The sequence below is a fragment of the Ideonella alba genome (genome assembly GCF_018069845.1).
Taxonomy (GTDB): Bacteria; Pseudomonadota; Gammaproteobacteria; order Burkholderiales; family Burkholderiaceae_C; genus Ideonella; species Ideonella alba.
On record NZ_JAGQDD010000005.1, the window covers coordinates 135468 to 156391 of the forward strand.

The 20924-nt window shown below is 71.8% G+C and carries 18 protein-coding genes; 10 read left to right on the forward strand and 8 right to left on the reverse strand.

Annotated elements, in window-relative coordinates:
• Window positions 1–67: 67 nt before the first annotated feature.
• The 3 genes from KAK03_RS09590 to lysA are packed head-to-tail and all read right to left on the reverse strand — an operon-like array spanning window position 68 to window position 2156.
• Entirely contained in the window at window positions 68–409 is a 342-nt protein-coding gene (locus KAK03_RS09590) for a protein tyrosine phosphatase family protein (RefSeq protein ID WP_210803301.1), read from the reverse strand.
• A 10-nt stretch (window positions 410–419) separates the two neighbouring features.
• On the reverse strand, window positions 420–866 hold the full coding sequence (locus KAK03_RS09595) for a GatB/YqeY domain-containing protein (RefSeq protein ID WP_210853744.1): 447 nt from the start codon (window positions 864–866) through the stop codon (window positions 420–422).
• A 51-nt stretch (window positions 867–917) separates the two neighbouring features.
• Window positions 918–2156: a diaminopimelate decarboxylase gene (gene lysA, locus KAK03_RS09600; RefSeq protein ID WP_210853745.1), complete on the reverse strand. Its 1239-nt coding sequence runs from the start codon at window positions 2154–2156 to the stop codon at window positions 918–920.
• A 71-nt stretch (window positions 2157–2227) separates the two neighbouring features.
• Between lysA and KAK03_RS09605 the strand changes: the two genes are divergently transcribed.
• Complete coding sequence (locus tag KAK03_RS09605; protein ID WP_210853746.1) at window positions 2228–3136, forward strand: LysR family transcriptional regulator; 909 nt, start codon at window positions 2228–2230, stop codon at window positions 3134–3136.
• A gap of 2 nt (window positions 3137–3138) precedes the next feature.
• Here the strand turns inward: KAK03_RS09605 and KAK03_RS09610 are convergent, their stop codons facing one another.
• From KAK03_RS09610 to rpsU, 3 genes are all read right to left on the reverse strand, one after another.
• A complete protein-coding gene (locus tag KAK03_RS09610; RefSeq protein ID WP_247661058.1) occupies window positions 3139–4200 on the reverse strand; it encodes an alpha/beta hydrolase family protein in 1062 nt (353 codons plus the stop codon).
• Window positions 4201–4306: 106 nt separating this feature from the next.
• Window positions 4307–5413 carry an AraC family transcriptional regulator gene (locus KAK03_RS09615; RefSeq protein WP_210853747.1) on the reverse strand — a complete coding sequence of 369 codons (1107 nt, stop codon included), beginning with the start codon at window positions 5411–5413 and terminating at the stop codon, window positions 4307–4309.
• 86 nt (window positions 5414–5499) lie between these two features.
• Window positions 5500–5712 (reverse strand): 30S ribosomal protein S21, encoded by a 213-nt coding sequence (rpsU, locus tag KAK03_RS09620; protein ID WP_012346814.1) that lies wholly within the window; start codon window positions 5710–5712, stop codon window positions 5500–5502.
• Window positions 5713–5955: 243 nt separating this feature from the next.
• On the opposite strand from rpsU, the gene KAK03_RS09625 reads away from it, so the two are divergent.
• A complete protein-coding gene (locus tag KAK03_RS09625) occupies window positions 5956–6804 on the forward strand; it encodes a 3-hydroxybutyryl-CoA dehydrogenase (protein WP_210853748.1) in 849 nt (282 codons plus the stop codon).
• An 8-nt stretch (window positions 6805–6812) separates the two neighbouring features.
• Here KAK03_RS09625 and KAK03_RS09630 read toward each other — a convergent pair whose 3' ends face one another.
• Window positions 6813–7241 (reverse strand): SET domain-containing protein, encoded by a 429-nt coding sequence (locus KAK03_RS09630; protein WP_210853749.1) that lies wholly within the window; start codon window positions 7239–7241, stop codon window positions 6813–6815.
• Window positions 7242–7252: 11 nt separating this feature from the next.
• Entirely contained in the window at window positions 7253–7750 is a 498-nt protein-coding gene (gene queF, locus KAK03_RS09635; RefSeq protein WP_210853750.1) for a preQ(1) synthase, read from the reverse strand.
• Window positions 7751–7978: 228 nt separating this feature from the next.
• Between queF and KAK03_RS09640 the strand changes: the two genes are divergently transcribed.
• The 8 genes from KAK03_RS09640 to KAK03_RS09675 all read left to right on the forward strand — a co-directional run bounded on the left by KAK03_RS09640 (window position 7979) and on the right by KAK03_RS09675 (window position 20905).
• Window positions 7979–9463 (forward strand): DUF1800 domain-containing protein, encoded by a 1485-nt coding sequence (locus KAK03_RS09640; RefSeq protein ID WP_210853751.1) that lies wholly within the window; start codon window positions 7979–7981, stop codon window positions 9461–9463.
• Window positions 9464–9474: 11 nt separating this feature from the next.
• Window positions 9475–10680, forward strand: a complete 1206-nt coding sequence (locus tag KAK03_RS09645; protein WP_210853752.1) for a DUF1501 domain-containing protein — start codon at window positions 9475–9477, stop codon at window positions 10678–10680.
• 175 nt (window positions 10681–10855) lie between these two features.
• Complete coding sequence (gene smc / locus KAK03_RS09650; RefSeq protein ID WP_210853753.1) at window positions 10856–14368, forward strand: chromosome segregation protein SMC; 3513 nt, start codon at window positions 10856–10858, stop codon at window positions 14366–14368.
• A 16-nt stretch (window positions 14369–14384) separates the two neighbouring features.
• Window positions 14385–15446, forward strand: a complete 1062-nt coding sequence (locus KAK03_RS09655; RefSeq protein ID WP_210853754.1) for a cell division protein ZipA C-terminal FtsZ-binding domain-containing protein — start codon at window positions 14385–14387, stop codon at window positions 15444–15446.
• Between the two features lie 94 nt (window positions 15447–15540).
• Complete coding sequence (locus KAK03_RS09660; protein WP_210853755.1) at window positions 15541–16155, forward strand: c-type cytochrome; 615 nt, start codon at window positions 15541–15543, stop codon at window positions 16153–16155.
• 27 nt (window positions 16156–16182) lie between these two features.
• Window positions 16183–18279, forward strand: coding sequence for an NAD-dependent DNA ligase LigA (gene ligA / locus KAK03_RS09665; protein WP_210853756.1), 2097 nt, complete (start codon window positions 16183–16185; stop codon window positions 18277–18279).
• A gap of 2 nt (window positions 18280–18281) precedes the next feature.
• On the forward strand, window positions 18282–18830 hold the full coding sequence (def, locus tag KAK03_RS09670) for a peptide deformylase (RefSeq protein WP_210853757.1): 549 nt from the start codon (window positions 18282–18284) through the stop codon (window positions 18828–18830).
• Window positions 18831–18907: 77 nt separating this feature from the next.
• Window positions 18908–20905, forward strand: coding sequence for a DUF6600 domain-containing protein (locus KAK03_RS09675; protein WP_210853758.1), 1998 nt, complete (start codon window positions 18908–18910; stop codon window positions 20903–20905).
• The last annotated feature ends 19 nt before the right edge of the window (window positions 20906–20924 follow it).

Sequence of the window (20924 nt, forward strand, 5' to 3'; positions counted from 1 at the left end):
GCCTGCATCGGAATTTCCGTCAGTGTCGCGCGTGGTCAATGTCGCGCGTGGTCAGTGTCGCGCGTGCTCAGAGGCTGATGGCCTGCTGGTACAGCCGCGTCGAGCGTGCCCCCGAGCGGCAGAAGCACAGCAGCGGTCGCGGCAGCTCCGCCAGCAGCGCGGCGAAGGCGGCGATCTCCTCGGGCGACTGGTAGCCACCGGCCACCGGCAGGTGGCGGTAGACCAGACCGGCCGCTTCAGCGGCGGCCTGGACCGCGGCGCTGGTGGGCTGGTCGGGGCCGTGCTCGAAGTCGGGGCGGTTGTTGACCACCGCCTTGAAGCCCAGGCGGGCGGCCTCGGCCATGGCCTCGGGGCTGAGTTGCGGGGCGACGCAGACGTCGGCGGCGATCTGTTGCAGCGGCAGGTTCACGGCGCGTTCCTCACTTCGACAGCGCGGCCTTGACGGCGGCCGACACCAGACCCATGTCGGCCTTGCCGGCCAGTTGCGCCTTCACGGCGCCCATCACCTTGCCCATATCGCCCGGGCCGGCGGCGCCAACCTCGGCGACGATGCGAGCCACCTCGGCGGCGATCTCGTCGGCGCTCAGGCGCACCGGCAGGTAGGCCTGCAGCACGGTGATCTCGGCGCTCTCCTTGGCGGCCAGGTCCTCGCGACCGGCCTGCTGGTAGGCGGCGACCGAGTCCTTGCGCTGCTTGATCAGCTTGTCGACCAGGCCGATCACCATCGCATCGTCCAGCGTCACGCGCTCGTCGACTTCCTTCTGCTTGCAGGCGGCCAGCAGCATGCGGATGGTGGACAGGCGCTCGGCCTCCTTGGCGCGCATGGCGGCCTTCATGTCCTCGGTGATGCGGTCTTTGAGACTCATGGCGACAGTGGATGGAATGTGGGGTCGGCGGATTGTCGCAAACCCCGCCGCTCAGACCACTTCCAGGGCCAGCAGTTCGCCGAAGGACTGGCGGCGGCGGATCAGCCGCGCCTGGCCGCCATCCACCAGAACCTCGGCGGCCAGCGGGCGGCTGTTGTAGTTGCTCGACATCGAGGCGCCGTAGGCCCCGGCGTCGTGCAGCACCAGCAGGTCGCCCACGCGCGCCTCGGGCAGCGCCCGGCGCTGCACCACGCCGCCGTCGCCCTGGGTGAAGACATCGCCCGACTCGCACAGCGGTCCGGCCACCACCGTGTCGACGGTGGCGCGTGGCGTGCCGTCCTGCGCGATCAGGCTCATCGCGTGGTAGGCACCGTACATCGAGGGGCGCATCAGGTCGGAGAAGCCGGCATCCACCAGGGTGAAGCGGTTGTCCCCCATGGGCTTGGTGGCGCGCACCTCGGTCAGCAGCACGCCACTTTCCGCCACCAGGTAGCGGCCGGGTTCGATCTCCAGGTGAACCCCATGGCCCAGGTGGGTGGCCACGGCCTGGCGGGCGGTGTTCCACAGGCTGAAGTAGTGGGTGGTGTTGATGCGCGCGTCGCCCTCGCGGTAGGGGATCGACAGACCGCCACCGGCCGAGATGGCCTGCAGGTCACAGTCGGCGCGCTTGACGAGATCCACCATGGCCTGGCAGACCTGCTGCAGGTGGCCGTAGTCCACGCCCGAGCCGATGTGCATGTGCAGCCCCACCAACTGCAGACCATGCTGGCGCACCGCGGCGAGTGCGGCATCCAGCTGCGCGTGCCAGATGCCGTGCTTGCTGTGCTCGCCACCGGTGTTGGTCTTGTTGCTGTGGCCGTGGCCGAAGCCGGGGTTGATGCGCAGCCACACCTTGTGGCCTGGCGAGGCCGCGCCCAGCTGGTGCAGCATGTCGATCGAGCCGGCGTTCACCGGCACCCGGTGCTCGACCACGGTGGCCAGCGTGGCGGCATCGAACAGGTCGGCGGTGAAGACGATGCCGCTGGCGCCGCAGGGCGCATCGTCGGCGCTGTAGCCGGCGGCCAGCGCGCGCAGGATCTCGCCGCGCGACACCGCATCCACCACCACCCCTTCGGCGCGCATCAGGCGCAGCAGGTGGGTGTTGGAGTTGGCCTTCTGGGCGTAGCGGATGGTGTCGAAGGCGCGCAGGTCGGCGATGCGCTGGCGGATCGTGGCGGCGTCGTAGACCCACAGCGGGGTGCCGTGCTGGCGCGCCAGGGCGCGCAGCGTGTCGTCGGTGAACGGGTTCATGGGGGGCGATCCTGCCGCAGATGGTGCATATTGCAAAATACTGATTCTTCTTGAATGCATTCAATGGTGATATGGAATTGACCCACCGCCAGGTCGAGGTGTTCCGCGCCGTGATGGGCACCGGCCATGTCACCCGGGCGGCCGAGCTGCTGCATACCTCGCAGCCCACGGTGAGCCGCGAGCTGGCGCGGCTGGAGCAGGTGCTGGGCTACGCGCTGTTCGACCGCGTGCGGGGCCGGCTGCACCCCACCACCCGCGCGCTGGCCTTGCTGGACGAGGTGAAGGCCTCGTATGTGGGCCTGGAGCGCATCGCCGCCACCGCACAATCGCTGAAGCACTTTGCCCAGGGGCGGCTGACTCTGGCCAGCCTGCCGGCCCTGGCCCACGCGCTGGTGCCCGAGGCGCTGGCCGGCTTTGCCCAGGGGCAGCCGCAGGCGCGGGTGAGTCTGGAAAGCCTGGAGTCGCCCCTGCTGGAATCGGCGCTGGCCGAGCAGCGCTATGACCTGGGCCTGGTCGAGCGGCATGAAGCCCCCGCCGCCTGCACGCTGCAGACGCTGCTGGTGGCCGACGAGGTGGCGGTGCTGCCCGCCGGGCATCCGCTGGCGGCGCGGGAGCGACTGACGCCGGCCGACTTCGCCGGCCAGCCCTTCGTCAGCCTGGCGCCCACCGACCCCTACCGCCAGCAGATCGACGCGCTGTTCGCGCAGGCCGGCATCGAGCGCACGCTGCGCCTGGACACGCCCAGCGCGGTGTCGGTCTGCGCGCTGGTGCGCCAGGGGCTGGGGCTGGGCATCGTCAACCCGCTGACCGCGCTGGAGATGGCCGGCCCGGCGCTGCTGGTGCGGCCGCTGAGCGTCTCGATCCCCTTCCATGTGGCGCTGGTGCGGCCCGCCTGGCGGGCGGTGCACCCGCTGCGGGCCGAATTGGAGGCGGCGCTGAGTGCCGCGGCACAGCGGCTGCAGCAGCGTCTGGGCGGCTGAGCTCAGCGCAGCAGGTGACGCTGGAAAAAGGCCACGGTGCGTTGTTCCACCGCGGGCACGGTGGCGGCGCGGTCGAAGCCGGGCGGATCGGCCAGCAGCCGGCCGGCCAGGCCGCCCACTGGCGGCGGCGGCGACAGCATCGCGCCGTGCCCGCCGTCGGGCAGGGTGGCCAGATCCTCACAGCCGGTGCAGCCCTGCAGCACGCGCAGACCATGCCAGGCCGGAAGCAGCCAGCGGTCCTGCGCGGCGTTGACCAGGCCCAGCGGCACCGCGGGCCGCTGCAGCGAGGCGGGGTCGAAATCGGCGGCCAGCGGCACCACGGCCACCACGGCGGCGATGCGCTCGTCGCGCTCATGGCGCCAGGTGGTGTCGCTGCCGAATCGGCTGTCCAGCGCGCGCGGCGCCAGCCAGCGCTTCAGGCCGTCGAGCGGGCCACCGGTGAGCTCGGCGTACAGGCCCACGCAGGCCGCGAAGTCCTCGGCGATGTGTTGCCGGCAATGCTCGGCGAACCGGGCGGGTGACCAGCGGCCGCCGGCCAGTTCCAGCGCCGTGTGGCCGCCGGCCGACAGGCCCCACAGACCCACGCGCCGGGCGTCCAGGCCGGGCCAGCGGCCATCGGCCAGCACGGCGTCGATCGCCCGCCGCACCTCGCCAGGGCGGCGGCTCCAGCTCTCGGGCCCTGGGGTGCCGGGATCCCCGGCGTGATCGCCCCGGTGCTGGGGCAGGGCCACGACGAAGCCGGCCTCGGTGAGCCGGCGCGCCAGGTCCAGGTGCACCCAGGGCGTGCCGCCCGAGCCGTGCGACAGCACCACCAGCCGGCCGTTGCCGGCAGCGGGCGGGGCGTCGGTGGCCAGCGGCACCGGCTGCCAGCCGGCCCACACCGGCCGTTCGGCCGCATCGCTGGGGTAGAAGACCGTGACCGGTCCGTCGTCGCCGCTGGCGGGCAGGCGGGTCATGCCCAGTCCCGCCCAGGCGGGGGACAGGGTGGCACCGGCGCACAGCGCCAACGCAGCCAGGAAACGGTCCAGGAAACGGCCCAGGGGCCGGGAACATGCAAGCGTCATCGTCAGCTCCTTGCGGCGGCGACGGCCACCGTGGAGCGCAGGGTCGCGCTGGCGGCTGCGGCGGTCTGCGCGATTCCTGCAAGCAGCCAGGCCGGGCTGGCCGATTTCAGGAATCGGCCAGCTGCTGGCGCCGGAACTCGGTGGGCGTCTGGCCGGTCGCGGCCTTGAAGGCGCGGTTGAACGGGCCGATCGACTGGAAGCCCACGTCCAGCGCGATCGCCAGCACCGCCTGGTCGCGCCGCGCCGGGTCGGCCAGCGCGGCCTGCGCGGCGGCAATGCGGTGGCTGTTGATGAAGGCGCTGAAATGGCCGTGGCCCAAGCGATCGCGGATCACCCGGCGCAGCCGGTACTCCGGGCAGCCCAGGCGCGCGGCCAGCGCGCCGATGCCCAGCTCGCCCTGGCGCCACAGCTGGTCCTGCTGCATCGCGCGCTGCAGCCGCTCGGCGGTCAGATCGTCATCGGGGTCGCGCGGCGCGACGGCCGCTGTGGGCGGAGCCACGTCGGGCGACGGGGGCGGTGCGGCCGGGGCGGCGGGCGCCGGACCGATGAACCAGCCCAGGTCGTCGCGCAGCCGGGCCATGCCCAGGACCACCGCGGCCAGCATGGCGGCCACCATGGCCGAGTCCAGCAGCGCCGCCCCGCCCACCAGCCGCCCGCCGGGCTGGCCCAGGCGCAGCGCCAGCTGGACCAGCGTGTAGGCGCCGCCGCCGGCGACGATCACCAGGCGCAGCCGGCGCCGGGGCTCGACAAGGTCGCCGCGCCAGTGCCGCAGCGCCACCCACAGCGCGCCGGCGGCACAGGCCAGCGGCAGCAGGCGCTGGGCCGCGGCGGCGGCTTGCGCCCAGCCCTCGTCGCGCCCGGTGCAGCCCAGCGACACGTTGAAGACGCCCAGCGCCACCGCCGCCAGCCAGGCCAGCGGCCAGTGCGATGGCGCCTGGCCGTCGGCACGGAACAGGGTCAGGGCCAGCGCCCAGAACAGCAGGGCGTTGGCCACCGCCACACCCACCAGCGGCGCAAGCGCGGCCCGCGACAGCGAGGATTCCACGCCGGGGTGGCCCGCCAGCGTCTGCACCACCAGGCCGGCCAGCAGCAGCCGGCCGATCCGCGCCGCCGGGCTGGTCGCGCCGGCACGCCACAGCCACGCTGCCAACAAGGCCGCCAGCGCGGCGGCGGCGCCGCGCAGCAGGGAATCCATCCAGGCCAGCCAGTCCATGGGGCGGCAGTGTCGGCGAAAAGGCGGGCACAAAAAAACCCGCAGCGGCGTCCCGCGGCGGGTTTTTCAGGGGAAGCGACTGAGGATCAGTACAGCTTCTTGGGCAGCTGCATGCTGCGCACGCGCTTGTAGTGGCGCTTGACCGCGGCGGCCTTCTTGCGCTTGCGCTCGGCGGTGGGCTTCTCGTAGAACTCGCGGGCGCGCAGTTCGGTCAGCAGGCCGAGCTTTTCGATGGTGCGCTTGAAACGGCGCAGGGCGACGTCGAACGGCTCGTTTTCCTTGACGCGGATGGTGGTCATTGACAGGGGGTTCCTAGGGGTAGTTGCGCTCGGTGTCCGGCGCCGGCCGGTGCAGGCTCTGCAATCAAAGCACCACACGGTTTCCGGAAAACTGCCAGGGCTGGATCGACACGCGGTTTGCCAGCAAAGACGGCGATTCTATGCCAAAACTCGCACGATCGGCAAATCGGGCGCCGAGGGCGTTGTCGACACTTCGGGCTGGGTAGACTGCGGGCATCCTTCTACAACCTCCGGAAACTCGACATGAGCATTCAGACTGTGGGCGTCGTCGGCGCCGGCACCATGGGCAATGGCATCGCGCAGGCCTGCGCGGTGGTGGGCATCGACGTGGTGATGGTGGACATCAGCGAGCAGGCGGTGGCCAAGGGCCTGGCCACGGTGGCGGGCAGCCTGGACCGCCTGATCAAGAAGGAGAAGATGACCGAGGCCGAGAAGGCCGCCGCGCTATCGCGCATCCGCGGCAGCACCGACTACGGCGCGCTGACCGGCGCCCAGCTGGTGATTGAGGCCGCCACCGAGAACGAGGCGCTGAAGGTGAAGATCCTGCAGCAGCTCGACGGCCTGCTGCCCGCCGAGACCCTGGTGGCCACCAACACCAGCTCGATCAGCATCACCAAGCTGGCGGCGGCGACGAAGCGCGCCGACCGCTTCATCGGCATGCATTTCTTCAACCCGGTGCCGATGATGGCCCTGGTCGAGATCATCCGCGGCCTGCAGACCAGCGACGCCACGCATGATGCGGTCAAGGCCATGGCGCTGCGCCTGGGCAAGCAGCCGATCACGGTGAAGAACGCGCCGGGCTTCGTGGTCAACCGCATCCTGGTGCCGATGATCAACGAGGCCTTCTTCGTGCTGGCCGAGGGCCTGGCCACGCCCGAGGAGATCGACGCCGGCATGAAGCTGGGCTGCAACCACCCGATCGGTCCGCTGGCGCTGGCCGACATGGTGGGCCTGGATGTGTGCCTGGCGGTGATGAATGTGTACTTCGAGGAGTTCGCCGACTCGAAGTACCGGCCGTGCCCGCTGCTCAAGGAAATGGTGGCGGCTGGCTGGCTGGGCCGCAAGACCGGGCGCGGCGTCTACACCTACTGAGAACCGGCTCAGAGCCGGCCCACGCAGCCGGGGGCGCCGCAGCGGCAGGTCAGCCGGCCCTCGTGGTGGGTCTCGCCGTAGTTGACGGTGATTTCCTCGCCGGGGGCGATGTCGCGCAGTGCGTAGAACTCGATGCGGCCGTCGCGGATCGTCAGCCGTCCGTTGGGCTGGCAGCTGTGGTTGGTGAAGCGCATCGGGTCGGTGGAACTGGCCAGGTCGACCGCCGACTTGTGGCTGACCTCGACGATCATGATGCGCGCCAGCGTGGCGGCGCGGCGGCGCGCTTCGGACACGCTGATCGCCTCGCCCCGCACCTCGCCGATCTTGTGGCCGCGCCGCGCCGGCTCCAGCGCGAAGACGCCGTAGCCGTCGATCGGGCTGCGGCGCACCGTGACGTCGACCTTCTGGTAGGGCTGGCGAACGAACAGGGCGCCCATCGCGGGGCGGCTCAGAGGCCGGTGGCCGTCGGCAGGTGCGGCGCGGGAACGACCGCGTCGCCCTTCCAGCCCTTCTTGCGGTGTTCGGCGATGACGTTGGTGTAGATGCCCCCGCGCACATACCAGCGCGCGGTGATGCGCGCGTAGCGCGGCTTCGTGGTGGCCACGATCTTGGACAGGATGTCGTTGGTCACCTTCTCGTGGAAGGCGCCTTCATGGCGGAAGCTCCACATGTACATCTTCAGGCTCTTGAGCTCCACGCAGAGCTGGTCGGCCACCATGTCGATCGTGAAGTGCGCGAAGTCCGGCTGGCCGGTCAGCGGGCAGTGGCAGGTGAACTCGGGCACCTGGAACTGGATCACATAGTCGCGCTCCGGCGCCGGGTTGGGAAAGACGTGCAGTTCCTTGCTGGGCGCGCTGGGCGGGTTCGGCGGCAGCGGGCGCTGCTGCGGTGCGGTGGCCTCGGCGCTGCGGGCGGGCTTCTTCGGGGTGGCGGCGGTGCGGGCCATGGTGAACGGTCGTGATCGGTCAGGGAAAGTGCGAATGCTACCATCGCCGCTACCCGGCAAGGGCTCAGGGGTGCTTGATTAGTTCAAATAAATCAAGGACTTAGATTCATCGAAGGGCGGCGACACCTCTGCTGACGGACGCCGCCCGGCGGCTTTGCAAAACTTGACCTGGCGCGCGGTCAACCACACTGACCCCGGCGCCGTCTGAGACATCGGAGGATCGACTGCATGCCCACCACCCGTGATGCCTACATCGCCGCTTTTCGCTTCGGCCTGGGCGAGGCCTCGCTGGAGGCCGTCGGCGCCGACCCGCGGGGCTGGTTGCTGTCCCAGGTCGGCCCGGCCGACCCGCCTGCCCGCGCGGTGCGCAACGCCGAGGACGTGCTGGCCGACCGTCACCGCGTGCACAAGCTGGCCCGCGAGCTCAAGCGCAGCAGGAAAGCGGCCGCGCAGGACCCCGGCCAGATGGCCATGGCGCCCGACGGCGCCGACCCCAACATGGGCCCGACCAAGGCCGCCAAGAAGGTCATCCGTGCCTCGGATGCCGGCAAGGACAGCGTGGACCTGAACCAGGCCACCCGCGACGACCGCTACATCCGGCTGCGCACCGCACTGGGCACCGGGCGACCCTTCGCCGAGCACCTGGTGTGGTTCTGGGCCAACCACTTCACCGTCTCGGCGGCCAAGGGCAAGGCGCGGGGCCTGGTGGGCAGCTTCGAGCGTGACGCGATCCGCCCGCACATTGCCGGCACCTTCGAGGCCATGCTGCGCGCCAGCACCACCCACCCGGCGATGCTGCAGTACCTGGACAACCAGCACTCGGCCGGTCCCAATTCGCCGCACGTGCAGCGGGCCCGGGGCGGCTACCGCACCGACAAGAACGTCGACAAGGTCCGCGGCCTGAACGAGAACCTGGCGCGCGAGCTGATGGAACTGCATACCCTGGGGGTGGCGCGCAACGATGGCAGCGCCGCCTACAGCCAGGCCGATGTCACCGCGATGGCCGCGGTGCTCACCGGCTGGCGGCCACCGCAGGACGTGCCCGGCCAGCGCGCGCGGCCGCTCTTCGACGCCAGCTGGCACGAACCGGGCAGCAAGCAGGTGATGGGCCGCAGCCTGCCCGAAGGCCCCGGCGCGCTGGACGAGGCGCTGCACATGCTGGCCACCCACCCGGCCACGGCGCGCCACGTCTGCGCGCGCATGGCCAGGCACTTCGTCGCCGACGAGCCGCCGCCGGCGCTGGTCGAGCGCATGGTCAGCGCCTGGCAGCGCAGCGGCGGTCAGCTGACCCAGGTCACGCAGGCCATGGTCACCGCGCCCGAGGCGTGGGTGAGCACGGCCGCCAAGCTGCGCACGCCGGAAGAGTTCGCGGTCTGCAGCCTGCGCATGCTGGGCCAGACCGGCGAGTCGGTGGCGGTGGCGGCTGATGCCGGCATCGTCGGCATGGGCCAGGAGGTGCAGTCCGCGCCGTCGCCGGCCGGCTGGCCCGAGCGCTCCGAGGAGTGGCTGGGGCCCGAGGCGATGTGGACCCGCGTGGAATGGGCCCAGCAGCTGTCGCGCCGCCTGGGCGGCCATCAGGATGCACGCGCCATCGCCCGGCAGGCGCTGGGCGAGGGGCTGTCCGAGCGCACCGCCCGCCAGATCAGCCAGGCGGCCGATGGCGAGCAGGCCTTGACCATGCTGTTGCTGGCCCCCGAGATCCAGCGCCGCTGAGGAGTACACAGATGAACCACGACGATCTGCCGCTGAACAACCTGTCCCGCCGCCGCTGGCTCGGGGGCGTGGCTGCGCTGGCCTCCACGATGGCCGTGCCGCGCCTGGTGATGGCCGGCGCGGCCGGACCCGAGGACCCGCGCATGGTGTTCGTCATCCTGCGCGGCGGGATGGACGGCCTGGCCGCGGTGCCGGCACTGGGCGACCCCGATTTCGCCTCGGCCCGCGGGCCGATGGCCCAGTACGGCCGGCCGACGCTGCCGCTGGAGCAGGGCTTTGCGCTGCACCCCGAACTGGGCAAGCTGCATGAGGCCTACAAGGCGGGCGAGCTGACGGTGGTCCACGCGGTGGCCCAGGCCTACCGCGAACGCTCGCACTTCGATGGCCAGCAGTTGCTGGAATCGGGCGGCTTGCAGCCCTACACGCTGCGTGACGGCTGGCTGGGCCGCGCGCTGAAGGTGGGCGGCCTGCGCAAGGGCCTGGCGATTGCCAATGCCGTGCCGCTGGTGCTGCGCGGCTCGCCGGGCGTGGACACCTGGGCGCCGTCGGCATTGCCCGACCCGCCCACCGAGTTGCTCGAGCGGCTGCGGATGCTGTACGCCGACGACAAGGAACTGCTCACCGCCCTGTCGCGGGCGCAATCGCTGCGTGACGACCAGGGCGGCAGCATGGCCTCGGTCGACCCGCGCAAGGGCGGGCACGACGCCTTCCGCAACCTGGCCAAACGCGCGGCCGAGTTCCTGTCGCAGCCCAACGGCCCGCAGATCGCGGTGCTGGAGCTGGGCGGCTGGGATTCGCACACGAACGCGGTGTCGCCCACCGGGCGCCTGGCGCACAACTTCAGCGTGCTGGATGCCGGCCTGGGGCAGTTGCGCGAGACGCTGCAGGCCTCCTCGGCCTGGCGGCGCACGGTGGTGGTGGCCGCCACCGAGTTCGGCCGCACCGTGGCCACCAATGGCACCCAGGGCACCGACCACGGCACCGCCAGCGCGGCCTTCGTGCTGGGTGGCGCCGTGCGCGGCGGCCGCGTGCTGACCGACTGGCCCGGTCTGGCCCCGGCCCAGTTGCACGAGCGGCGCGACCTGCGCCCCACCACCGACCTGCGCGCCGTCTTCAAGGGCGTGCTGGCCGACCACATGCGCCTGTCCACCCAGGCCTTGGCGCAGGTGGTGTTCCCGGACAGCGCGGCGATCGCGCCGCTGCGGCTGATCGCCTGAGCACGCGGGCTGCGGGCCGCCCGGCGCGGCGGCCCGCGGTGGTATCATCCGGGCCTTCCGGGCCACCCCGCGGTGGTTGAATTGTCTAAATAAATCAATGACTTAGAGCGACGGCTCGGTCGCTGCCAGGGCTTGCATGGCGAGGCCGGCCGGCCTGCCGTTCACGTCTTGTTTCATGCGGCTCAACCAGATCAAGCTCTCCGGCTTCAAGTCGTTCGCCGAGCCGACCACCTTCCAGTTGCCGGGCCAGCGCGTGGGCGTGGTGGGGCCCAACGGCTGCGGCAAGTCCAACATCATGGACGCGGTGCGCTGGGTGCTGGGCGAAAGCAAGGCCAGCGAGCTGCGTGGCGAGTCCATGCAGGACGTCATCTTCAACGGCTCGGGCAACCGCAAGCCCGCCAGCCGCGCCAGCGTGGAGCTGGTCTTCAGCAACGAGGATGGCCGCGCCGGCGGCAGCTGGAACCAGTACAGCGAGATCGCCGTCAAGCGCGTGCTCACCCGCGACGGCGCCAGCAGCTACTACATCAACAACCAGCCGGTGCGCCGGCGCGATGTGCAGGACGTGTTCCTGGGCACCGGCCTGGGCCCGCGCGCCTACGCCATCATTGGCCAGGGCACGATCAGCCGCATCATCGAATCCAAGCCTGAGGAACTGCGGCTGTTCCTGGAAGAGGCCGCGGGTGTCTCCAAGTACAAGGAGCGCCGCCGCGAGACCGAGAACCGGCTGAAGGACACCCGCGAGAACCTCACGCGGGTCGAAGACATCCTGCGCGAGCTGGGCAGCAACCTCGACAAGCTCGAGCGCCAGGCCGAGGTGGCCGCGCAGTACCGCGGCCTGCAGGAGCAGGGCACGCTGAAGCTGCACCAGCTGTGGTTCCTCAAGCACCGCGATGCCGCGGCCGAGGAGGAACGCGTCAAGCTGGCCGCGCTGGAAGCCACGAACGCGCTGGAATCGCGCCTGGCTGAGCTGCGCCATGTCGAGGCCGAACTCGAAACCATCCGCCAGGCCCACTACGCCGCCAGTGACGCGCTGCATGCGCGGCAGGGCGACCTGGCCCAGGCCCAACTGGAAGTCAGCCGGCTGGAAGAGCGCATCCGCTACGTCGTTGAAGGCCGCCAGCGTGCCCAGGCACGACTGGCCGAGCTGGTCGCGCAGAACGCCCAGTGGAGCGAGCGCCGCACCGAGGCCGAGGCCGAGCTGGAATCGATCGCCGAGCAGATCCTGGCCGCCGAGGAACAGGCCGAGGTGCTGGCCGCGCAGGCCGAGGAAGAATCGCTGAACGCGCCCACCCACGAGGATGCGGTGCGCGCGGCCCAGGCCCACGCCAACCAGCAGCGCCAGCAGGTGGCCCAGGTGCAGCAGCAGATCCAGCTGCTGGCCGCCGAGAGCCGCAACATCGACGAGCAGATGAAGGGGCTGCGCAGCCGCCGCGAGCGCCTGGCTGCCGAGCGCCAGGGCCTGGCCTCGCCCGATCTGGACAAGCTGGCCGCGCTGCGCGAGGACAGCGCCGCCGCCGACGAGGTGCAGGCCGAGGCCGAGGCCCGCGCCCAGGCCCTGGGCGACGAGGTCCCGCAGCTCGACGAGCGCCGACGCGCCCAGCAGGAGCTGGTCAACCGCGAATCGGCCCGCCAGGCCGACCTGAGCGCGCGCCTGGACGCGCTGCGTGCGCTGCAGGAAAAGGTGCAGACCGAGGGCAAGCTGAAGCCCTGGCTGGCCAAGCATGGTCTGGACGGCCTGGCCGGTCTGTGGACGAAGATCCACATCGAAGCGGGCTGGGAAGTGGCGCTGGAATCGGCGCTGCGCGAGCGCATGAACGCGCTGGCCGTGGGCCGACTGGACATCGTGCGCGCCTTCGCCGCCGATGCGCCGCCGGCCAAGCTGGCCTTCTACTCGCCGCCGGCTGCCGGCATTCAGAACACCCACCAGACACTGCCGCGGCTGTCCGATCTGCTGCGCCTGAACGACGCCGGCCTGAAGGCATTGCTGAACGACTGGCTGGAGGGCGTCTACACCGCCGACAGCCTGGACACCGCGCTGGCCCAGCGCGGCCAGCTGACCCACGGCGAGGTCATCATGACCCGCGAAGGCCATGCGGTCTCGCAGTTCGCGGTGGGCTTCTACGCCCCCGACTCCGAGCAGGCCGGGCTGCTGGCGCGGGCGCAGGAGATCGAGAACCTGGAGCGTGAATCGCGCGCCCAGCACCTGCTGGCCGACGAGGCCCGCACCGGGCTGGTCCGCGTCGAGGCGGCGTTCACCGAGGCCTCCAGCCGCCTGGCCCAGGCCCGCCGCGAGGCCACCGACGCGCAGACCCGTGCCCACCAGCTGCAGGTTGAACTGCTGCGCCTGTCGCAGCAGGCCGAGGCCTCGTCGGCCCGCCGTGGGCAACTCGACGAGGAACTGGCCGAGGTCGATGCGCAGATGGAGGAGCTGGCCGAGCGCCGCGCCACCGGCGAGGGCCGCTTCGAGGAACTCGACCTTCAGCTGGCCGAGACGCAGGAGCGCCATGCCCAGCTGGAGGAGGACGTGATCGCCGCCGAGCGCCGGCTGGCCGGTGCGCGCGAGCAGCTGCGCGCGCTGGAGCGCCAGGCGCAGGAGGCGCAGTTCCAGGCGCGGGCGCTGTCGGCGCGGCGCGGTGAGCTGCAGCGCCAGGTCGAGACCGCCGCGCAGCAGGTGCGCGCCAACGAGCAGGCCGGCGAGCAACTGCAGCTGGAGCTGGGCGCGTTCGACGACCAGGCCGCGCAGGCCGGGCTGCAGGACGCGCTGGCGCTGCAGGCCGAGAAGGCCGAGATCCTGGGCGCCGCCCGCAGCGAGTACGACGAGCTCAGCGCCAAGCTGCGCGCTGCCGACGAGCAGCGGCTGCAGTTCGAGCGCAGCCTGGACCCGCTGCGTGAGCAGATCACCAAGCTGCAGCTGGAGCAGCAGGCCGCCAGCCTGGGTGGTGCCCAGTACCTGGAGCAGCTCACCGCAGCCGAGGTGGACCTGGCCGCCTTGGCCCAGAGCATCGCGGACCACAACGTCAAGCTGTGGGGCCTGCAGGGCGAGATCGACCGCATCAACCGCGAGATCGCGGGCCTGGGCGCGGTCAACCTGGCGGCACTGGACGAGCTGACGGCGGCGCGTGAGCGCAAGACTTTCCTCGATGCGCAGAACGCCGACCTGATCGACGCCATCACCACGCTGGAAGACGCGATCCACAAGATCGACCTGGAAACCCGCGACCTGCTGATGACCACCTTCAACCTGGTCAACGAGGGCTTCGGACGCATGTTCCCCAGCCTCTTCGGCGGTGGCCAGGCCAGGCTGATCATGACCGGCGACGAGGTGCTTGACGCCGGCGTGCAGGTGATGGCGCAGCCGCCGGGCAAGAAGAACAGCACCATCCATCTGCTGTCGGGTGGCGAGAAGGCGCTCACCGCGATCGCGCTGGTGTTCGCGATCTTCCTGCTCAACCCGGCGCCGTTCTGCCTGCTCGATGAGGTGGACGCGCCGCTGGACGACGCCAACACCGAGCGCTACGCGCGCCTGGTCAGCGAGATGTCCAAGGGCACGCAGTTCCTGTTCATCTCGCACAACAAGATCGCGATGGAGATGGCCGAGCAGCTGATCGGCGTGACGATGCAGGAACAGGGCGTGTCGCGCATCGTCGCGGTGGACATGGAAGCCGCCGTCGGCATGGTCGAGGGATGACAGGAGTCGTCGAACAATGAGTCTGACCGTGGCACTGGCCATCCTGGCCGGCGTGGTGTTGCTGGGCGTGGTGGTGCATGGCGCCTGGACGACGCGCCGCGCCGGGCCGCGCCAGCCGCAGGTGGTGGACAACGCCGAGCCCGCACACCGGCTGGAGCCCACGCTGGGGGGCGTCGACCCCGCACCGGCCACGATCGACGGCGAGCCGGTGGTCGGCCTGCCCGACCCGGTGCGCACCGCGGTGGCCACGCGGCGTGCGGCACGCATCGATGCGCTGATCGACGCCATCGCCACCGTCGCACCGGAAACCCCCATCAGCGGCGAGTTGGCGCTGCAGCACCTGCCCACCACGCGCCGCGCCGGCTCCAAGCCCTTTCACATCGAAGGTCTGGACAGCGAGACCGGTGACTGGGAACAGCCCCAGGCCGGTCACCGCTACACCGAGTTCCAGGCCGCGGTGCAACTGGCCAACCGGCATGGCGCCCTCAACGAGATCGAGTACTCCGAGTTCGTGCAGAAGGTGCAGGCCTTTGCCGATGCTGTGGGCGCGATGCCCGATTTCCCCGACATGCTCGATGCCGTCGCACGCGCCCGCGAGCTGGACGCGTTCTCCAGCGCCCACGATGCCCAGCTGACCGCGGTGCTGCGCGCCAACTCGGTGGCCTGGAGCGTGGGCTACCTGCAGCAGTGCGCCGGCCGCCATGGCTTCGTGCCCGGCGTGGTGCCGGGTCGGCTGGTGCTGCCGTCGACCGAGGAAGGCGCGCCGCCGGTGCTGGTGCTGGCCTTCGACCACCAGGCCGCGCTGGCCGAGGATCCGGGTGAGGCGGCGCTGCGCGAAGTCACGCTGAGCCTGGACGTGCCGCAGACCCCCGAGGCCGCCGAGCCCTTCTCCGCCTGGCAGGAACAGGCGCGTCGCCTGGCTGACGATCTGGACGCCACGCTGGTGGACGACCAGGGCCAGCCGATCACGCTGCACGCGTTCGCCGCCATCGGCGCCGAACTGCTGCGCCTGTACCGCGCGCTGGAGTCCCGCGACCTGGCCGCCGGCAGCCTGGCCGCGCGACGACTGTTCAGTTGACGCCGCGCAGAGCCGCTGCGCGCGGCTGGCCGGTGGCAGCCAGGGCTGCCGGTATCATCGCCCATCCACATTGCCTGCCCGTACGGAGGCCTGCATGAGTCGTTGGGACACGCGCGCGCTGCGGCGCTGCGCCCTGGGTCTGTTCGCCTGCCTGGCCGCTGCCTCGGCCCCGGGCCAGACCCCTGCGCCCGACGCCAAGGCCCTGGAGCGCGGTGCCCGGCTGATCGGCTTCTGCGCCAACTGCCATGGCGCCAACGGCAATTCCACGGCGCCGGAGATTCCCAACCTGGCGGGCCAGAACCCGGCCTACCTGGACGAGCAGATGCGGCGCTTCATCGACGGCCGCCGCAAGGACCCGTTCATGAGCGGCCTGATCAAGGCCATGAGCCCGGCCGAGCGCGCCGATGCGGTGGCCTATCTGGCCGCCCAGACCATGCAGCCCAGCGCGCCGCCAGCGCCCGCCGCCCAGGTGGCCGAGGGCCGCGCCTACTACGGCAAGGTGTGCTTTCGCTGCCATGGCGAGCAGGCCCGGGGTGATGCCACCGTGCCGCGCCTGGCCGGCCAGCAGCCTGGCTACGTCGTCAAGAGCCTGAAGCGCTACCGCGACGGCACCGGCGAGCGGCTGGAGCCGGTGATGGCGGCCAACACGAAGATGATGAGCGACGCGCAGATCCAGGCCGTTGCCGCCTACGTGGCGAGCCTGCGATGAGGCGATCGGCTGCGTACACTCGCAGCCATGTCCCAGACGCCTGATCTTTTCGGCCCCAGCCCCGCCGAGCAGGCGGCTGCGCTGCGCGCGCAGCTGCACCACCACGCCCACCGCTACTACGTGCTGGATGCGCCGGAGATTCCCGACGCCGAATACGACCGTCTGTTCCAGGCGCTGCAGGCGCTGGAGGCGGAGCATCCCGAGCTGCTGACGCCCGACTCGCCCACGCAGCGCGTGATCGGCCGGGTGCTTGACGGCTTCGCGCCGGTGCGCCACGCGGTGCCGATGCTCAGCATCCGCACCGAGACCGACACCACGCCCGCCGGCGCCGAGGCCTTCGATGCCCGCGTGCGGCGCGAGCTGGCGCTGCCCGAAGAGGCCCCGCCAGTGGCCTATGCCGCCGAGCTGAAGTTCGACGGCCTGGCGATCAACCTGCGCTACGAGCGCGGCGTGCTGGTCCAGGCCGCCACGCGGGGTGATGGCGAAACCGGCGAGGACGTCACGCAGAACATCCGCACCGTCAACCAGATTCCCCTGCGCCTGCAGGACGCCGAGCCCGAGGTGCTGGAAGTGCGCGGCGAGGTCTACATGCGCCGCGATGACTTCGAGGCGCTCAATGAACGCCAGCGCGGCCTGATTGCCGCCGGCGCCAGGAACGAGAAGACCTTCGTCAACCCGCGCAATGCCGCGGCTGGCGCGGTGCGGCAGCTCGATCCGGCGATCGCCGCGAAGCGCCCCTTGAGCTTCTTCGCCTACGGCCTGGGTGAGGTGCGTGGCTGGGATGTGCCCGCCACCCACCATGGCCTGCTGGAGGCCCTGGCGGCGCTGGGCCTGCCGGTGTGCGAGCACCGTGCGGTGGTCGAGGGCGCGGCCGGCCTGTCGGCCTTCCACCAGCGCATCGGCGCGCTGCGCGACAGCCTGCCGTTTGACATCGACGGCGTGGTCTACAAGGTCAACGACCGCGCGCTGCAGGAGCGTCTGGGCTTCGTCACCCGCGAGCCGCGCTGGGCGGTGGCGCACAAGTACCCGGCGCAGGAGCAGATGACGCGTCTGCTGGACATCGACATCCAGGTCGGCCGCACCGGCAAGCTCACCCCGGTGGCCAAGCTCGAGCCGGTGTTCGTGGGCGGCACCACCGTCAGCAATGCCACGCTGCACAACGAGGACGAGGCCCGGCGCAAGGACGTGCGCGTGGGCGACACCGTGATCGTGCGCCGTGCCGGCGACGTGATCCCCGAGGTGGTGGGCGTGGTGCTGGAGCGCCGTCCGGCTGATGTGGGCGAGCCGTTTGATCTGTACCAGCGCCTGCAGGGCCGCTGCCCGGTGTGTGCCAGCCCGATCGAGCGCGAGGAGGGCAGTGCCGACTGGCGCTGCACCGGCGGCCTGACCTGCCCGGCGCAGCGCAAGCAGGCGCTGCTGCACTTTGCCGGCCGCCGGGCGATGGACATCGAGGGCCTGGGCGACAAGCTGGTCGACCAGCTGGTGGATGCCGGCATCGTCCAGGCGGTGCCTGACCTCTACAAGCTGGGCTTCACCGCGCTGGCCGCGATGGAGCGAATGGGCGAGAAGTCGGCGCAGAACCTGTTGGCCGGCATCGAGAAGAGCAAGTCCACCACGCTGGGCCGCTTCCTGTTCGCGCTGGGCATCCGCCAGGTGGGCGAGGCCACGGCCAAGGACCTGGCGCGCCACTTCGGCACGATCGATCGGCTGATGGACGCGCGGGTGGAGGAACTGCTGGAGGTCAACGATGTCGGACCGATCGTGGCCGAGAGCATCCGCCATTTCTTCGACCAGCCGCTGCACCGCGAGGTGGTCGAGCAGTTGCGCGCCGCTGGCGTTCACTGGCCCGACGAGCAGGGCACCGCCAGCGACGCGCCGCGCCCGCTGCTGGGCAAGGTGCTGGTGCTGACCGGCACGCTGCCCACGCTGGGCCGCGACGAGGCCAAGGACCTGATCGAGGCGGCCGGCGGCAAGGTCAGCGGATCGGTCTCGAAAAAGACAACCTGGGTGGTGGCCGGCGAGGAGGCCGGCTCCAAGCTGGACAAGGCGCGCGAGCTGGGCGTGCCGGTGATCGACGAGGCCGGCCTGCGTGCGCTGCTGGCCGGTGATGGACAGGAGCCCTGACGATGGCCGTGCGAGAGATCCTGAGAATGGGCGACCCGCGCCTGCTGCGCGTGGCGCAGCCGGTGACCGCCTTTGACACGCCCGAACTGCATGCGCTGGTGGCCGACATGGAAGAGACCATGGCGGCCGCCCGCGGCGCCGGGCTGGCCGCGCCGCAGATCGGCGTGGACCTGCAGCTGGTGATCTTCGGTGTCGAGCGCAGCGAGCGCTACCCCGATGCGCCCGCGGTGCCGCGCACCGTGCTGCTCAACCCGGTGATCACGCCGCTGCCCGGGCCCGATGGCGCGCCGGACGAGGAAGAGGGCTGGGAAGGCTGCCTCAGCGTGCCCGGCCTGCGCGGCGTGGTGCCACGCCACCGGCGCATCCGCTACAGCGGGGTCGACATCGCCGGCCGGCCGATCGAGCGCGAGGCCGAGGGCTTCCACGCCCGCGTCGTGCAGCACGAGTGCGACCACCTGATCGGCCGCCTGTACCCCACCCGCATGCGCGACCTCACCCGCCTGGGCTTCACCAGCGTGCTGTTTCCCGGCCTGGACGACGCCGACGACTGAGTGTGACGGGGCGCAACGCTGTCAGCCGCGCTGCCGCCGGGGGCGTTGATGTCCCTGGAGGCTTGATGACCATGTCCATGCAATTGATTGTTCGCACCCGGGCCAGCCGTTGGCTGGCGGTGGGTGTTCTGGCCCTGACCGGTCTGGCCGCCCAGGCCATGGACGACCCGCCGGGACGCGTCGGCCGCGTGGCCGACGTCCAAGGCCGGGCCTGGCTGCAGGAGGCCGGGCAGGGCGAGTGGATCGACGGCCTGCGCAACCGCCCGCTGACCAGCGGCGACCGCCTGTCCACCGACCGCGACGGCCGGCTGGACCTGCAGATCGGCTCCACCGCGCTGCAACTGGGCACCGGCAGTGAGCTGCAGGTGCTGCGCCTGGACGACGACCGCATCGAGCTGATGCTGGTGGCCGGCAGCCTGGGCCTGCGCGTGCAGGAGCCCGAGGTGGCGCGCGAGATCGAGTTGCGCGCCGGCGACTTCCGCTTCTTGCCGGTGTCGCCCGGCGCCTACCGCATCGACCAGGACAGCCGCAGCAGCCACGGCGGCGTGGGGGCCAGCGGCGAGTTGGCCTTTGAATCGCGCGACGCGCAGCTGAACCTGCGCGCCGGCCAGCGCGCCGAGTTCTGGCTCGACCCCTCGGATGGTCGCACCCACTACAGCTGGTCCACGCTGCCCGGCGACGGCCTGGCCGCCTGGCTGCAGCAGCCGGTGTGGGCGCCGGAGCGCCGCGCCGAGTCGCGCTATGTGTCGCCCGAAATGACCGGTGCCGACGACCTGGACCGCTACGGCCGCTGGGCCGACCACCCCGAATACGGCGCGCTGTGGACGCCGACCACGGTGGTCGCCGGCTGGGCCCCGTACCGCTACGGCCGCTGGGCCTGGGTCTCGCCCTGGGGCTGGACCTGGGTGGATGACGCGCCCTGGGGCTTCGCGCCCTTCCACTATGGTCGCTGGGTGTTCTGGGGCGGCCGCTGGTGCTGGGCGCCGGGCCGCTACATCCGCCGTCCGGCCTACGCCCCGGCGATGGTGGCCTGGGTGGGCAGTCCCGGCGTGAGCATCAGCGTGGGCATCGGGCCGCAGGTGGGCTGGGTGCCGCTGGCGCCGCGCGAGGTCTATTACCCCGCCTACCGGTACTCGCCGCGCTACCTGGAGCATGTCAACCACCCCTACGTCTACGGTCGGCCGGTGCCGCCGCGGCCGCCGCGTGAGCCGGTGATGTACTCGAACCGCGGCGTGCCGGGGGGCGTCACCATGGTGCCGTCCAACGCGCTGCAGCAGCGCCAGACGGTGGCGGTGATGCAGCACCGTCTGGACGACGTCCAGGTGCAGCGGGTGGTGCAGAGCCAGCCGGCGCGGTCCTGGCAGGCCGTCACGCCGCCGGCACCGCAGGGCGCGGTCCAGGCGCCGCGGGTGCTGCCCACCGCCTCGCCCGCCCTGGCCCAGCCGCGTTCGCCGGCCCAGCGCACGCTGCCCAGTGCCGCGGTACGGCCCGAGAACGAGGCCGACGGCAACAGCCGCCGCGACTACCCGCAGCGCATCGCGGTGCCGGAAGCGCCCGGCCGCGCCGAGGCGCCCGCCCGCGTCGAGCCGGCCAACCCGTCGCCCGCCGTGCGCAGCAGCCCGGCCGTGGTGGCGCCGCCCAGCCGCACGCTGCCGCCGGCCGAACCGGCAGTGCGTCCGATGGAGGCCCCGCGTGCACCGGCCGCCCCGGCCGCCCGCCCCGCCGAGGTGGAACGCCCGGTGGCCACGCCGCCCAGCCGCACGCTGCCCCCGGCCGAGCCCACCGTGCGTCCGATGGAAGCGCCGCGGGCGCCGGCCGCCCCGGCCACCCGCCCCGCCGAGGTGGAGCGCCCGATGGCCGTGCCGCCGAGCCGCACGCTGCCCGCCGAGCGTCCGGTGCCGGTTCGCCCGCAGGTCGAGCGTCCACAGGTCGAGCGCCCGCCCGTCGAACGCATGCCGGCCGAGCGCCCGCAGGTGGAACGCGCCCAGCCGGAGCGCCCGCAGGGCGAGCGCCCGGGGCGCCAGCGCGACGCCGAAGGCCGTGGCAACGGCCGACGCGACCGCGACGAACGCTGAACGGCGCCGTCCCGGTCCG